Source organism: Paenibacillus guangzhouensis (assembly GCF_009363075.1).
Taxonomy (GTDB): Bacteria; Bacillota; Bacilli; order Paenibacillales; family Paenibacillaceae; genus Paenibacillus_K; species Paenibacillus_K guangzhouensis.
The window spans coordinates 5,136,064-5,152,294 of the sequence record NZ_CP045293.1; the positions used below are offsets into that span (position 1 = coordinate 5,136,064).

9 protein-coding genes are annotated in these 16,231 nt (G+C 52.3%); 5 read left to right on the forward strand and 4 right to left on the reverse strand.

From position 1 onward, the window contains the following. Nucleotides 1–9 precede the first annotated feature (9 nt). Both GCU39_RS23085 and GCU39_RS23090 read left to right on the forward strand, forming a co-directional pair. The gene (locus tag GCU39_RS23085; RefSeq protein ID WP_152395626.1) at nt 10–234 is read left to right on the forward strand and encodes a DUF2798 domain-containing protein; all 225 of its coding nucleotides are present in this window, start codon (nt 10–12) and stop codon (nt 232–234) included. Nucleotides 235–383: 149 nt separating this feature from the next. After that, on the forward strand, nt 384–3,164 hold the full coding sequence (locus GCU39_RS23090) for a glycoside hydrolase family 3 C-terminal domain-containing protein (RefSeq protein ID WP_152395627.1): 2,781 nt from the start codon (nt 384–386) through the stop codon (nt 3,162–3,164). A gap of 60 nt (nt 3,165–3,224) precedes the next feature. On the opposite strand, the gene GCU39_RS23095 is transcribed toward GCU39_RS23090, so the two are convergent. Continuing rightward, on the reverse strand, nt 3,225–4,463 hold the full coding sequence (locus GCU39_RS23095; RefSeq protein ID WP_152395628.1) for an MFS transporter: 1,239 nt from the start codon (nt 4,461–4,463) through the stop codon (nt 3,225–3,227). 362 nt (nt 4,464–4,825) lie between these two features. Beyond that, nucleotides 4,826–5,050, reverse strand: a complete 225-nt coding sequence (locus tag GCU39_RS23100; RefSeq protein WP_321575601.1) for a hypothetical protein — start codon at nt 5,048–5,050, stop codon at nt 4,826–4,828. Between the two features lie 196 nt (nt 5,051–5,246). On the opposite strand from GCU39_RS23100, the gene GCU39_RS23105 reads away from it, so the two are divergent. Continuing rightward, nucleotides 5,247–5,876, forward strand: coding sequence for a YfbR-like 5'-deoxynucleotidase (locus GCU39_RS23105; RefSeq protein ID WP_152397394.1), 630 nt, complete (start codon nt 5,247–5,249; stop codon nt 5,874–5,876). Between the two features lie 145 nt (nt 5,877–6,021). Here GCU39_RS23105 and GCU39_RS23110 read toward each other — a convergent pair whose 3' ends face one another. Both GCU39_RS23110 and GCU39_RS31635 read right to left on the reverse strand, forming a co-directional pair. Next, nucleotides 6,022–10,836 carry an invasin domain 3-containing protein gene (locus tag GCU39_RS23110; protein ID WP_193726593.1) on the reverse strand — a complete coding sequence of 1,605 codons (4,815 nt, stop codon included), beginning with the start codon at nt 10,834–10,836 and terminating at the stop codon, nt 6,022–6,024. 24 nt (nt 10,837–10,860) lie between these two features. Next, complete coding sequence (locus GCU39_RS31635) at nt 10,861–11,031, reverse strand: hypothetical protein (protein WP_193726594.1); 171 nt, start codon at nt 11,029–11,031, stop codon at nt 10,861–10,863. 212 nt (nt 11,032–11,243) lie between these two features. On the opposite strand from GCU39_RS31635, the gene GCU39_RS23115 reads away from it, so the two are divergent. Next, nucleotides 11,244–11,582, forward strand: a complete 339-nt coding sequence (locus tag GCU39_RS23115) for a hypothetical protein (protein ID WP_152395630.1) — start codon at nt 11,244–11,246, stop codon at nt 11,580–11,582. Between the two features lie 128 nt (nt 11,583–11,710). Further along, a complete protein-coding gene (locus GCU39_RS23120) occupies nt 11,711–16,186 on the forward strand; it encodes a helix-turn-helix transcriptional regulator (protein WP_227793307.1) in 4,476 nt (1,491 codons plus the stop codon). The last annotated feature ends 45 nt before the right edge of the window (nt 16,187–16,231 follow it).

Genomic DNA, 16,231 nt, shown 5'->3' on the forward strand with positions numbered 1-16,231 from the left:
GTGTTCATCATGGACAAAAAACAATTGATGATGAGCAAAGTGATCAACTCCCTTATCGTATCCATGTGTATTTCCTTTACGATGACCTCAATAAATATAGGTTTTGATGGCAAATTTATTGCACAATGGCTGAAAGGCTGGGGGATTGCGTTTTCTGTAGCCGTTCCATTGTCCTTATTCGTTCCACATTTGGCCAATCGAATCGTATCGATTCTATTTCAGAGAATAAAGTAAACCCTGCCATGAGATGACACATTCCGCAACACCATGGATTTTCAGTGAGGTTTTCCTTTCATATCTGTCTACAAATTTGGTATTATGATACTAGACAAATGAAAGAAACCTAGTCGTGTAGAGGAATTGAACATCGTGGAGGGAATGTATTGAACAATCAAAAATTCGGAGTTCCATTAGAAGGCTTTGCTGATTTTAGCAGAAAAGTAGCCGCAGAAGGTGCTGTTTTGCTAAAGAATGAAGGGCATTTTCTTCCCATTCAGAGAAACGTTTCGATTTTCGGTAGAACCCAAGTGAACTATTATCGCAGCGGCACAGGTTCGGGCGGCAGTGTCCATGTCACCCATACAACCAATCTGTTAGACGGTCTTCGGGGTAAAAAGAATATCACCGTCAATGAAGACCTAGCAGCGGTATATGAGGCATGGATTGAACAGAATCCATTCGATAATGGCGGAGGCGGCTGGGCGGCTGAGCCTTGGCACCAGAAGGAAATGCCTTTAAGCGATGAGCTGGTGAAAGAAGCTAGAAACAAATCCGACAAGGCGATCATTGTGATCGGACGTACAGCAGGAGAAGATCAGGATAATGCCGATGCGCCGGGAAGCTATCAGTTAACAGCAGAAGAAAAAGCAATGCTGGAGCGAGTAACCACATATTTCGAGCAAACTGCCGTTGTACTCAACGTATCGAACATCATTGATATGAGCTGGATGAATGATAACAGCTACGTCCACCCGATTTCATGCGTGATCTACGCATGGCATGGCGGCATGGAAGGCGGCAATGCCATTGCAGACGTGCTGGCCGGAGACGTGACACCGAGCGGTAAATTAACGGATACGATTGCCTATTCGATCGACGATTATCCTTCAACTCGCAATTACGGCAATGAGTTAAGAAGCGTGTATGAAGAAGATATCTACGTTGGTTATCGTTATTTTGAAACCTTTCGACCGGATAAAGTCCAGTTTGAGTTCGGTTACGGTTTATCTTACACCGTATTTAGCATACAGCCTGAACAAGCTATACTGACAGTCAAAGAAGGCAAACAATACGTTGAAATCGGCGTAACGGTACAAAATACGGGAACCGACTTTGCTGGTAAAGAGGTCGTTCAAGTGTATTACAAAGCGCCACAAGGGAAGCTGGGCCAACCTGCAAAAGTCCTTGCAGCATTCGTAAAGACGAAAGAACTAAACCCGGGCGAATCGCAGCATCTTACCGTGAGTTTCCCTGTTCAGACCATGGCCTCTTATGATGATGTCGGTGTGACGGGGCACCCTTCCGCCTATGTAATGGAAGCCGGAACGTATCATCTATACGTAGGGAATAGTGTCAAGAATGTCGTGGAAATCGACGTTGATGGACAAAAAGGATACATCTTGGACACTCTTCAAGTCGTGGAACAGCTGCAAGAAGCGATGGCCCCAACGGAAAGCTTTACACGTATGAAACCGGGCACTCGAAATGAAGACGGCACTTACGAGCTTACCTATGCAGAGGTGTCGACACGCAAGGTTTCGCTTGCGGAACGGATCGAGAAAAATCTGCCTAAGACGTTGGAACAGACGGGTAATCAAGGGTATGTGTTAAGAGATGTTTATGATCAGAAGGTGAGCATGGACGCTTTTATCGCCCAACTCAGCGATGAGGATCTCGCGGCGATTGTCAGAGGAGAAGGCATGAGCAGTCCGCTAGTTACACCGGGTACAGCTTCAGCCTTTGGAGGCGTAAGTGATCCCTTGCTCAGTTACGGCATCCCAGTTGCCTGTACGGCGGACGGTCCGTCCGGCATTCGGATGGATAGCGGTCAGAAGGCGACGCAAGTAGCCATTGGGACCTTGCTTGCCGCAACGTGGAACACCGAATTGGTTGAAGAACTCTACATCATGGAAGGCCAAGAATTATTAAGCTACAACATTGACGCCTTACTAGGACCCGGATTAAATATTCGACGCAGTCCGCTGAATGGGCGCAATTTTGAATATTTCTCAGAAGACCCGCTAATTTCCGGAATGTTCGCTGCTGCATGCACTCGCGGCATTATGAAAGGCGGCTCGAACGGTACGTTGAAACATTTCGCCTGCAATAACCAGGAGAAGCACCGCAGCAAGGTCAATGCCGTCGTGTCTGAGCGTGCCCTTCGGGAAATCTATCTAAGAGGATTCGAAATCGCAGTCAAACAAGGGGGCGCAAATTCGATCATGACCTCCTATAATCCGATTAACGGGCATTGGGCGGCGTCGAATTATGATCTGAACACCACGATTCTACGTGGGGAATGGGGCTTCAAGGGTATCGTGATGACGGATTGGTGGGCGATCATGAATGATGTTGTTCATGGAGGGCCTGCGGATCGGAAATATACGAATATGATGGTCCGAGCGCAAAACGATCTGTATATGGTTGTGAGTAACTACGGCGCGGAAACCAATATTTGGGGAGACAATACGATTGAATCCTTGGCTAAGGGTTCCTTAACCCGCGGTGAGCTGCAACGCTGTGCGACGAATATTTGTGAGTTCCTGATGCAAGCACCGGTGTTCTCCAGAGAGCAAATCATTGAAGAAACAATCCCAGCCTTCACAGCGAATCCAACGCTCTCGTCGGAACAAGTGCAACCATTATCCCAAAATACACAGGTTACTGTCTCCACGACTGGATCCACCATTATGAAGGTTGAGCAGGCCGGGATATACCGGATCTTTGCCCATGCCATGTCACCAGACAATGAGTTGGCTCAAAGCGCATGTAACGTAACGTTGAACGATCAAACCGTGACGACGATTCAAACCAACGGTACAGAAGGCAGATGGTTCCCGTTGAAGCTTACGAAAGTCGAACTGGAAGCAGGCCTTTACGAATTGAAGTTTGATTTTGTCAAGCCAGGTATGCAGATTGATTGGATCGAGTTCAAGCAAGTATAATTGAAAAACACCAAAAACCCGACCTCTTGAGGCCGGGTTTTGTTACTTCTGTGGTACCCATTAAATCAGCTCTTTACGCCGTTTGAGGAAGCGATACAGAACAAAGCTGAAGCCCGCGCAGACCGCCGCGCATAGACCAATGAAGCCATAACCCGCTTGAAGCCCATAGCGTAGTCCTGTTTCCGTACCTGATCCATAGAGGTTTTTGACGACCTCTGTAATGATGCCGATCAGATAGTTGCCAATGACGCTGCCGAGTCCCATCATCGTAACGGTAAAGGTGATCGCCGTGTCGCTGCCGTTCGGATACCTCTTGGCAATAAAGGCCATGACTGTCGGGTAGATCATGGCGATGCCGATGCCCGATGCAGCAAATAAGAACGCCAAGCCTTCCCCACCTAGAATAGCTGCAAACGTGCACACGGCCGAGAAACCCGAGAATAGAATAAGTGATAACGTAAAGCCCATACGATCGGTAGCTGGTCCAAGCAGGAGTCTAGCGAGTGCGAAGCACAGAAAAAAGGCAGACAGCATACTCGAAGCACTGACCGTATCCCATGCATAAGCTTTCTCAAGGAAATTGACGAGCCATCCGCCTACCGCCAGCTCCGATACGACGCCAAAGGTCAGAATCAGCACCATGAACCATAGCACTGGATCGCGCATGAGCGTCTTAAGCGGCGTTCGCTCCTCCTGGGGTAGATCATCTCCTGGGAATTTCGCACTTAACGCAAAAATAATCGGCACAATAGACATCGAGAGCACCACGAAGTACATCCCGCGCCAATCGAGCATATGCCCGAAGACGCTGACCGACATCAGGCCCGTCGCTATCAAGGGGGCCACTGTCGAGCTAAGGCCGTAGAAACCATGCGATAAATTCATCATTGTCCCGGTATTGCGTACGAAAATCCGTGCTCCAAGAATGGCCAGCGCAATCTCCAGCATGCCGTTGCCAATATACATTAGAAAATAAGAGGACGAAAACATCGGATAGCTATGGGATACGTAAATCAAGCCGCCAGACAGAATCATGAGGGCAAAGGCGGCGACGGTTACGACTTTAATCCCCCACAAACGTGTAAGAAAGCCAGTAAATGAACAAGCCAGCAAATAACCGAGTGCATTCAGCGATAATAACGTGCCGAGCTGGGATTCATTCAGCATGAAATCAAATTGAATGCGTGGGATCGCGGGACCTTTAATATTTTCGGAGAAGCCAAAAATGATAAATCCTACAAAAATCGTAGCCAACTGTAAGGCATAGATTTTATTAACCTTGTGAAGCCGTTGCTGCATAGAGAGCGTTCCTCCTGTGTCGAAGCGTGCATGAATTGGACGCCCTGTCAAAGTTCTACTTCATTGTAGGCATTCGAAGGGCGACATTCAATAAAAAATGACGACATCATTCACGAAATGACGTTCGCTACGACGACTTTACGAATGTCTTCCGGTGTCATGTGGTGAATCAGCGGGAAGCCCGCAATATTTTTCAGGAATTGCTCGGTTTGTTCTTTCATACACATAGGATCAACCTCTTTTCGCTTAAATGGTTCAATTTGTTAATTCAACTTTACTGCGTGCTTCAATGTGCCTCGACGCAAAAAAAACCTGACCTCTTGGTCAGGTCAGGTTGTCGTTAAACTATCGCGTCTTCTTCATCATTCCGGCGGAAGGCTCTCGATTGCGGAAAAGAATACGTCTAGAAGATCTTTATCGAAATTTTGATTCACATAATCGGCGATTTGATCCAGCTCTTCTTGGTTTTTATACTCTAGACACGGGCGCCCTTCGCACCACAATACGGTACATTGAAATGACTGTCTCACTTGATTGATCACGTAATCTTGATCGAATGGTACACGGCTCGTCGCCAATGTTCTCACGCCTCCTCTGCATGCAGCTTACTTCGTAAACATCGTTCCCCCTATTATTTAAAATTTTGACTATATTTCCGATGATATTTATCACATTGGTCTAGGAATAAATTTCCATGTAAACTTAATCATCCTTTAACAAATGAACGTTATACTAACGCTAGAGCAGCATCCAATTCAATCAACAACGAAAGGAAACCACCATATGGGGATTCATGCGTATTTTCAATCACTAACCGATTTAGAACGAATCATTCGCTGCCCGGGGAAGTTCAAATTTCAGGCTCACAGCGTCGCTGAGCATTCTTGGAAGGTCGTTCAATATGCCAAGACGCTGGCGGATATTGAAGAGAGCAACGGCGTTGCTGTGGACTGGAAGAAGCTATACGAGATCACCAGCAGCCATGACTACGGCGAGATTTTCATCGGCGATATCAAGACACCCGTGAAGCATCATTCCATGGAGCTTCGCGCGATGCTGCAGCAAGTCGAAGAAGGCATGGTCGCACATTTCATCGACGAACATATCCCAGACGAATTCAAACCGATCTTCTGCAGACAGCTGCGTGAAGGTAAAGACGAATCCGTGGAAGGGTTGATCCTAGAAGTCGCGGATAAAATGGATCAAGTCTACGAAGCTTTTGCTGAATTGCAATGCGGCAATACTGAGAAAGAGTTCATCGTCATGTACCGCTCCGCGCTCATTAAGATTAAACAAATTAATCTGCACTGCGTGGACTATTTCCTGAAGCATATTCTACCTGACTTGGTCCGCGAAGGCACCCGCTCCCCGATTGACATTGAAGGCATTACGAATGAGGCGTTATCGTCGTAGTTCGGCGATATTACCCACCCCTGTCATTCCTCGGATTATACCAACCAACGGAATCAGACTCAACGGCACAAAGCCAGCCTCGGAAGGCTGGCTTTTGCAATGTTTTACGCCGAAATCGACGCAACGGCTTCTTTGATTTGCCGCTTCAATCCAACCATCCCGCTTCCTGCAGCATCCGATGCAACAACACGGCCGCCTCAGCCCGGGTCAATGGCTCCTGTGGACGAAGATCCTGTCCACTGCCCTTCACCCATTCCTTCTGGATAGCTATTCGAATGGCATCTAACGCCCAGCTGCCGATCCGATCGCTGTCAGCATACGCGGATAAATCGACTTGCGGGATACCCGCATCGTTCATCGGACTCGAGCCTTCAGTCAGGCGTAGCGCTCGTACCATCGTTACGATCGCTTCTTGCCGGGAGACTTGCCGATCCGGTGCGAATACCCCATTTTCTGGGCCGTTCATAATCCCGTTAGCTTGTACCGCAGCAACTGCCTCGTTGTACCAGCTCGCCTTGCTCACGTCACGGAAAGCTGCTTCCTGGTTTGCAGTTAGGCCTAAGGCTCTCGTCAATAGACTAGCTAGCTCCGCTCGAGTGACTGCCGCATTCGGCGCAAAACGCCCGTCATCGATGCCCTCAACGATCATTCGGCGGTTCATGTCGGCAATTTCAGGTGCCGCCCAATGACCTTGGATGTCGCTTAAATGAGGCGTACGCGATATCGGGATGAATATGCCGCCCGCTGCACCTCGGATGACTGCGGCAGCATGCCCGTCAACGTCGATAAATCGCGTCGGAACCGGACGCCCGTTAGACTTCAGCGGGTCCCATGCCACTATGGCCGACACGGAACCTACGCTTCCATCTGCGAGATATATGATGCTCTGTACACCGTTAATCGATCGTTCATTTCGCTTGCCATGGTTCAGCAGTTCGATTGTGAACTGTACCGGGTCCGCCATGAAGCGGAACCCACCTTGCTTCGCCGCAGCCTGTAAGCCAGCTTCGGCTTTACGCTTCTGTATCGTCATCAGGAGCTGCTCATCGCCTGTCCCCGCAGCCTCTTGCGCTGCGAACCCCGCGAGCGGCAGACGATATTGTCCCAGCTGCGTCTTTAGCGTGAGGAGCACCTGTTTGTCTGCCAGCGCGCGTATCACTTCCATTGGAAGGCGAAGAACCACTCGCTCGGCTTCCTCCTCAATCGAGACGGCCATTTCAGATTTGACACTGGCAGATTGTGCTGCGAGCACCTTTTTGACGGCATTCATATCCAGGATCGCGTCGATGGCGTTCACACCGTCCGTTTGCTGTTGACGTACTGCGATGCCAGACATAGCGATGCCATTAATGCGCACCTTAACCGATGGATCCGGCGTCTGGCTATTCGAAGGGGTGGTGTTGCCGCTCGAAGGCCTCGAAGGTTCTGGATTCGAGCTTTCAGCCAAACGAATGACGGTAAGAACATAGCGTTTATCGCTGCCATCTTGCGCTTGGATGCGGACCTCAAATGCGTTGACCCCCGTTGTAAGCGGCCACTCCTTCGTCAACACGTTGCCCGGCACTTGTACGCCGTTCAGGTAGATCACGGCATCGGCGTTCGATTGGATCAGCAGCATGCTCACACTTTGCACCACATGGCTAACTTCCAGCTTGTAATTCGTAGCGGCTGGGTCGAATCGGAACGGAATGTCTCTGCCTCTGTCCTTCAACTGCCAGACAGCTAGATTGGCATCGCTGCTTAACGGCACAATATTCTGTACGTCGATCAGCGCCACATTCGCATTCCCTGCCGAATCTACCACATAGACGGAATAGATGCCGTTCGCCTGTACCACGAAATGATCGGCGATTACTTCCCCTTGCGTATCAAAATAGGACAATGGCTGGCTTCCTGCCGCCCATTTTATCGTAGCTAGACGATTGTCCTCGCCATATACCGAAGCCGTTACCGATACCGTAACGCTGCCGAACGTCGGCGTTACAGGATCGGCCTTCAGCTCAATGCGAGGAGGCTGATCGTACGTGAACGTGATCGTCACGGTCTGATCTAATGACCTTCCGTTTGCTTCAGCCGTCGCCGTATATGTGACGCGCTCCGCAGCCGTATTCCGGACCGCGAAGGCCGTAAGTCCATCTTCATCCGTCGCCCCATATACATCTTGGATAACGGACCTGCCTCCGTCCGCTTGCAACAGCACGCGCTGGCCGGAGAGCGGATGATCGTATGCATCCTTCAACCGCACATAGATCCAGGCAGTCGCATCGCCGTCCGCGCGTACAACGAGATCGCTCGCGATAACCGTCGAACGCGATGGGCTTACTTCGCCCACCACGAACTCCACGGTTACCTTCGACGCGATCGCCTGGCCTCCCACCGCCGCGTTGATTGTAGCCGTGCCCAGCGTCGTCGGCGCTGTCAACTGCGCCGTGTATGTGCCGTCTCCGTTATCTTTCACGGCTCCCAGCGTACCCAGTGTTGTCGTCACGACCACCGCAGCTCCGCCGCTCGTCAGCGTATGGCCCTGCGCATCGATCAGCTTCACCGTGATCGGCGTCTGGCTTGTTCCATCCGCCGTCAGCATCACGCTACCCGCCTCAACGGTGCTAAGCGCAGTTGACGGCGAACCCACCACAAATTGCACGGCTGCCTTCGACGCGATCGCCTGGCCTCCCACCGTCGCGCTAATCGTCGCCACGCCCAGCGTCGTCGGCGCTGTCAACTGCGCCGTATACGTGCCATCGCCGTTATCTTTCACGGCGCCCAGCGTGCCCTGTGTCGTAGTCACGACCACTGTCGCTCCGCCACTTGTCAGCGCATGACCCTGCATGTCGATCAGCTTCACCGTGATCGGCGTCTGGCTTGTCCCATCCGCCGTCAGCATCGCGCTGCCCGCCTCGACAGTGCTAAGCGCAGTTGACGGCGCGCCTACCACGAACTCCACGGTTGCCTTCGATGCGATTGCCTGGCCTCCTACTGTCGCATTGATCGTCGCCGCGCCCAGCGTCGTCGGCGCTGTCAGTTGCGCCGTGTACGTGCCATCGCCGTTGTCCTTCACGGCTCCCAGCGTGCCTAACGTCGTCGCTATCGACACCGTCGCTCCACCACTTGTCAGTGCATGACCCTGCGCGTCGATCAGCTTCACTATGATCGGCGTCTGGCTCGTCCCGTCCGCCGTCAACGTCCCGCTGCCCGCTTCAACGGTGCTAAGCGCAGTTGACGGCGCACCCACCACGAATTGCACGGCTGCCTTCGACGCGATCGCCTGGCCTCCCATCGTCGCGCTAATCGTCGCCGAGCCCAGCGTCGTCGGCGCTGTCAGTTGCGCCGTGTACGTGCCATCGCCGTTGTCCTTCACGGCTCCCAGCGTGCCTAACGTCGTCGCTATCGACACCGTCGCTCCGCCGCTTGTCAGCGCATGGCCCTGCACATCGATCAGCTTCACCGTGATCGGCGTCTGGCTTGTCCCGTCCGCCGTCAGCGTCCCGCTACCCGCTTCAACGGTGCTAAGCGCAGTTGACGGCGCGCCCACCACAAATTGCACGGTTGCCTTCGATGCGATCGACTGGCCTCCCACCGTCGCGCTAATCGTCGCCATGCCCAACGTCGTCGGCGCTGTCAGCTGCGCCGTATACGTGCCGTCGCCGTTGTCCTTCACGGCTCCGAGCGTGCCTAACGTCGTCGCTATCGACACCGTCGCTCCACCGCTTGTCAGTGCATGACCCTGCGCGTCGATCAGCTTCACTGTAATCAGTGTCTTGCTTGCCCCGTCCGCCGTCAGCGACCCGCTGTTCGCTTCAACAGTACTAAGCACTACAGACGGCGAACCCACCACGAACTCCACGCTCGCCTTCGACGCGATCGCCTGGCCTCCCACCGTCGCGCTGATCGTCGCCGTACCCAGCGTCGTCGGCGCTGTCAGCTGCGCCGTGTAAGTGCCGTTTCCGTTATCCTTCACGTCGCCCAGCGTGCCTAACGTCGTCGCTATCGACACCGTCGCTCCACCACTTGTCAGCGCATGACCCTGCGCATCTTTCAGCTTCACCGTGATCGGCGTCTGGCTTGTCCCGTCCGCCGTCAGCGTCCCACTGCCCACATCGACAGTGCTAAGCGCGGCAGACGGCGCGCCTGCCACGAGCTGCACACTTGCCTTCGACGCGGCCGCCTGGCCTCCTACTGTTGCGCTGATCGTCGCCGTGCCTAGCGTCGTCGGCGCTGTCAGCTGCGCCGTGTATGTACCGTCGCCGTTATCCCTCACGGCGCCCAGCGTGCCTAACGTCGTCGTCAGCGTCACAATCTCTCCGCCGCTCGGCCATGCTTGACCCTGCGCGTCTTTCAGTTTCACGGTAATATCCGTCTGGCTCGTCCCATTCGCGACGAGACTGGTATCGGCGCTAGCGACCTCGCTCATTGCCGGAGATAGCGAATAATCCGGTATCATATACGTCCTGAACGTGAAGTCTCGGCCAAAAGCTGCGGAGTACCCCCTTGAGTACACATCACTACTACTTAGATACCATCCAAATCCGTTACTTCCACCGAATTCCGTGGAAAGAACCATTCGATACATCTTTTCCTTCTTGAGATAAGGAGATGTCCCCGAAAAATCTACCGATATCCAGCCACCCCCACCATAATATGCCTGCTGAGCTGTAGCGATCGGTGTCGACAGGTTTCCCTCTTCATACAAGCTGACCCCAACTGAACCCGGCACACCGAAACTGTCAAAAATACTAACCTCAACCCTGCTAAGGTTGCCTGCGATTGCGGGCGTAAACGTCTGATAACGGGGAGAGTCGCGGTTCACCCACACATTCCCGACGCCGTTTGCCTGCTCTTGATCTAACACCTCTGCTCCTGCTGCAACAACCCCTCTGACCGGAGGCGTACTTGCCGTTCCGGCGACGAACAAGATAAGCATGATAGCAATCCAACGCTTCTTGCGCACCCAATCTTTCATTTGTTCCTTCCCCGCTCTCCGCATTCAACTCATATACAACGTGACGACCGCCGCGATCAAAGCCGCTACGAGGATAATGATCCCATACCATTTCAAAAATCTCCAGCTCGTTCCAATCCCATCCCACCATATTTTGAACAATAGAAGGATACCCAGTACGATTACCGTAATCAGCGCGATAAACGAATTCATCATGCCAAGCCACCTATGCCTTTCCTTGTTAATGAGTCCTATCCTTCCAATAAAGTTAAATAAATTCCGCTATTTTCTCTATACCTCTAAAGGAGTATCTTGTTCGGCAATGATTAGCTTGCATTCGCATAAAATCTACCTCCTCCGTGGTATAGCGACCTTCGGGGCGCGCGGATTATGATTGGAACAGGGTCCAAGAAGAAAGGAGAAGCACGATGCTGGATACTTCAATCGCAACAAGCACGTACGGCAGGAGAGTTTCATTCATCGTCAATATCGTCATCCACAGCCTCTATATCGTATCGCTGCCCGTATGGTATTTCGTTTCCATGTTTTCCCCGATGCTGTTCGATGCCCCCGGTTCGGAGCGATACTTGCCGGTCGTCGCATTTTATTACGCCCTGCAATGCTATCCCTACATGGTCTTTGTCGCGATCGTGCTTGCTTGGCTGTTCTATCGCAAAGAAAATTACCGCATGACCTATCCGGTGAATGCATTCCCGGCAGTCATCGTCAGCATCTGTACCGGTCTGATGCTCCTGTTCGGCGAATAACCAATCCGTTGCGTATATTTAATACAGACGAGGGCAATTTGCCTTCGTTTTTTTTGTGTAATTAGGCAATGGTTTCCATTACAATAAGAAAATAAGATGAGTTCGCAGATAATAGAGGTGTACCGATAATGAAAAGTAATAATAAGGCCGATTACCTACCCGGACATTCCGAGTCCAATCCCCACGCTTCCGACTTCATCACGGCGCAAGGCGACTCCAGCTTCGTCTTACGAGACATCATGGAAGAACAGGCCGGCATGGAGCCGAGCGTATTTCTCCCTTATGCCAGAGCCATTGCGTCTGCCATTCGCAGCCTGCACCAACAGCAGATGATCCACCTTGATTTGCGGCCGGAACGGGTCACCTTGCTCCCGGACCATGCTTGCGTCATCGATTCGGGCTATGCGGTCAATCGTTTAGAAGGCGGCTATACTCGTCCGGACGGCTTCGTCATGTCCGAAGCTTCCCTGCCTTACTGCTCGCCCGAGAACACGGGCAGAATGCTGCGGCCGGTGGATGAGCGCAGCGATTTGTATTCCGTCGGCGTGATGTTCTACGAAATGTTGACGGGGCATCTGCCTTTCGCAGCCAACAATCCGCTCGAGTGGGTCTATCTGCACTTGGCTCAGAGCCCTCCGCCGCCAACGCATCCCAAAGTGCAAATCCCCGACGGCCTTATCGCAATCATCATGAAGCTATTGGAGAAAAACCCGGACTATCGCTATCAGAATGCGAACTACCTGATCGTTGATTTGGATAAAATCGACCACCCTCATGATACATTCCGCATGGAACCCGGATTTTACGGCAGAACGCATGAAATCTCCGTCCTCACGCAAGCTTACCTCGCCGCCAGCTACGGATCGACGGAACTCGTCTATGTCGCCGGCGAAGCCGGCATCGGGAAAACAAGCCTACTGGATCAAGTGTTCCGCAAGCAATACCGGGGCGATTTCTTCTACATCACCGGAAAATTCGAGCAGCTATCGAACGAGAGCCCTTACCATCCGATCATGCAAGCCTTTCGCGGGCTTATGCGGCATCTGCTTGGTGAAGGCCAGCAGCGCGTGGAGCAGTGGAGACACAAGCTGAACAACGCGCTTAGCGGAAGCGCTGAACTCATTACATCGATGATTCCGGAAGCCGAACTGATCATTGGCCACGTCGCCCCTGCGGAAGAACTTCCCGCGAACGAAGCAAGAAAACGATTCCTGTACGTATTTCGCAAATTCGTGCAGACGCTGGCTACGAAGGAACATCCGCTCGTTTTTTTCATTGATGATCTGCAATGGGCTGATAGTTCCTCGCTTCAGTTAATCCATGCCCTGCTGTCAGATCCGGAATGCCAATATGTCCTGATGATTTGCGCCTATCGCGATAAGGAAATCGATCCCGCCAGACTGCCAGGCTACGAGACGGACGGCAGTCCCATCGAACACGCCGTCATTCGTCATCTTCAACTAGATCCGTTACATCTGCAGGATATGAACCAGATCGTCATGGAAATGCTTCATCATGAGACGGACATGACCCTCTCCTTAACGGAACTGTTGTACCATCGCACGAACGGCAATCCGTTTCATCTGCGACAAATTCTGCTTCGGTTATTGGACGACGGCATCCTGAGCTACAACCAGGAAAAGCGCAGTTGGGAATGGGATCTAGGACGGATGATCGAGCAGGACCCGAGCTATGCGATCCATCAGCTGATTGATCATCGTCTGCGCCGGCTGCCGAAGCTCGCGCAAGAACTGCTCAGCATCGCAGCCTCGATCGGAAGCACGTTTCACCCCGAACTCATTGCTGTGGTAGGGGATTGCAAGGCTAGCGAAATGGACGCAGCGTGGACGGCAATCGAACTGGAGGGCCTGGTTGCGCCATTCGGAAGCGATCAATGCCGTTTTGTGCATGACAGCATCCAGCAATTCATCTATGGTCGGCTCGATGATGAATCGAGGCAGCGCCTGCACATTCGAATCGGAAGAGCATTGAGCGGAATTGACGCTCAGGTTGGCGCGTATATCTTCGAAATCGTTAATCATCTGAACCGGGGGTCCGATCAAATCCGAGATCCCAAGCAGCTACTTCAACTGATCGAGCTGAACCTAGATGCCGGCAATCGGGCTAAGGCATCCTCTGCCTATGACGTGGCACTGGGTTATTTCCGAAAAGGAGCCGGGTTGCTCGTCGCGGAGAATTGGGACCGAGCCTTTGATCTTTGCTTCGAATTGCACGCCCAGCAGGCAGAGTGCGAGTATCTTTGCGGCTTCCATGAGAACTCCGATCGGGAGATGCATTTCTTGCTCGAACGAGCGCGCAGCCCGATGGAACGAAGCCGAGTCCAGATGATCCGAATCATGCAGCACATCAATCAAGGCAAATATCTGGAGGGGACGGCGCTTGGCCTAGAATGTCTAGCGGAGCACCGTATCATCATTTCTGCCAACCCTAGCAAATTCATGCTCCTAATGGAAGGCATGCGTCTGGAAGCTCTACTCCGCCCGGGCTATAACAAGCTCATACAGCTGGAGGAAATGTCGGATCCGGAGCGGATTACTGCGATGAATTTGATCTTGGCGATCATCCCATCCACATTTTTCACGAATAAGAACGTCTTCTTTCTGCTCGTGTGCAGAGCGATTCAGCTCTCCTTGCGATATGGGAACTCGCCGGTTTCCGCCGCTGTATATGCCGCGTACGGCATGATTCTAGGTACGGCGGCCGGCAAATTCGACCAAGGCTATGCCCTTGCCAAAATCGGCGTCGAGCTCTCCGAACGGTACAATGCGCAATCCATCATGAGCAAAACGTATACGATGTTCGGCGGCGTCCTCTGCCAATTTGCCGGTCATGCGAGCGAAGGAGATGCCTACTTGGCGAAGGCGCTCCGCTATGGCATGGGCTCGGGCGATTATGTGTTTGCCAGCTATGCCATGGGCGCACATATCAATTCTTTGTATACGAGAGCTCCCTTAAACGAGTTGGCAAGATCGATTGCGGATTATATGGGCACGCTGGATACGACCAACGATGAATTCGTGAAGCAGAACTTCTATCTATACCAGCAGTTCATCCTCGCCTTACAGGGCGGTACGGATGCGCCAGACTCATTCAGCGGGGGTGGATTCGAAGAGGCAGAGTTTCTAAGCCGCATCCGCGAGGAAGAGACGGCTGCGACGACGTTATATCAATTCAGCACCTATAAGGCGCAGCTCTGTTATTTGTTGGGCCGATATGAGGAAGCGATTCGCTGGGCTCGGGATGCGAAGCCTTATGAATCCTTCGCTACCCATCTGCCTCATCTGGGAGAATGCCTATTCTACGCTTCGCTGGCGGAATTGGCTGTCTGGACGCCGACGAGAAGATCGCCGCACGGCACCAAAGCGCTGAACCGTCAACTTCGCCTATTCCGCAAATGGGCGGCTTGGAGCCCGGCGAATTTCCAAGCGCGGCTGTACCTTCTTCAAGCCGAATATGCACGTGCCTCCGGCGATCACGCCGCAGCGGAAAGCGGATACGATCAGGCGATCCGGGCAGCAAGGGAGTATGGCAATATACATATTGCCGGTCTCACGGCGGAACGGGCAGCCCACTACTATATGGATCGCGGTCACCCAAAAACAGCACGCTTCTATCTGGATCTAGCTTTAGAAGGCTACAATCAATGGGAATTGCCGATCAAAATCGAGCAAATGGAGCGACAGATACATGAATGGCTTGAGCAGGAGGCGGATAGCGAACATTCGGCTAAACATAAAGACATTGCGATAGAACAGCCCGCCGCTTCGCAAGCAGCGTCGGAATGGCCAACAAAACTTCATGCGATGGATAATAACGTAGATCTCGCGGTCATCCTGCAGACGACCCGGGCGATCACGAATCAAGCAGATCAGGACACGGTACTCGAGGAAATTCTACATACCATGATGAAATATGCAGGTGCAAGCAAAGGTGCGCTGCTCACGAATAACCAGGAAGCCATATCCATTCAGGCCTACGTCCATACAGCAGGGCAGACCGTCCCGCTCCCCTGCGGGATGACCGACAGCTCGCTTGTACCGGAGGGGATTGCTCGCTACGTCTTCCGAACCCAAGAAGAAGTCCATTTTGACGCCGGAGTAGAGAGCTGGCTTATTCATAACCCTTATATCGCCATACATCAGCCGCAATCGGTCTTATGCCTCCCTGTCGCGATACACGGCACATTGCTCGGCGTGCTGTACCTTGAGAACAAGCTGATGGGCGGCATATTTACGCCAGACCGCAAGGCGGTTCTTCTCGCGATGGCCGCACACGGTCTGTTCCTATATAAGCTGCATGGCTCAGCTGATCCGACGGATTCAGGCGCAACGGATGGCGTGCAACCACCATCGGCCGTGATGGAGGAACCACTTACGGATCGAGAGCTGGAAGTGCTCGCGCTCTTAGCAGCAGGATTGTCCAATAAGGAGATTGCCGATCGCCTAATCATCGCCCTCGGCACCGTGAAGGTTCATGTCAAAAATATTTTCGCCAAATTAAAGGTCAACCGGCGTACAAAAGCGATAGCGCAGGCCAAGGAACTTAAACTTCTCGATGAGAACAATCGATTTCTAAGAGTCTGACAACACAAAACAAGATCATTACCATTTCAACCAAATAAACCTGTC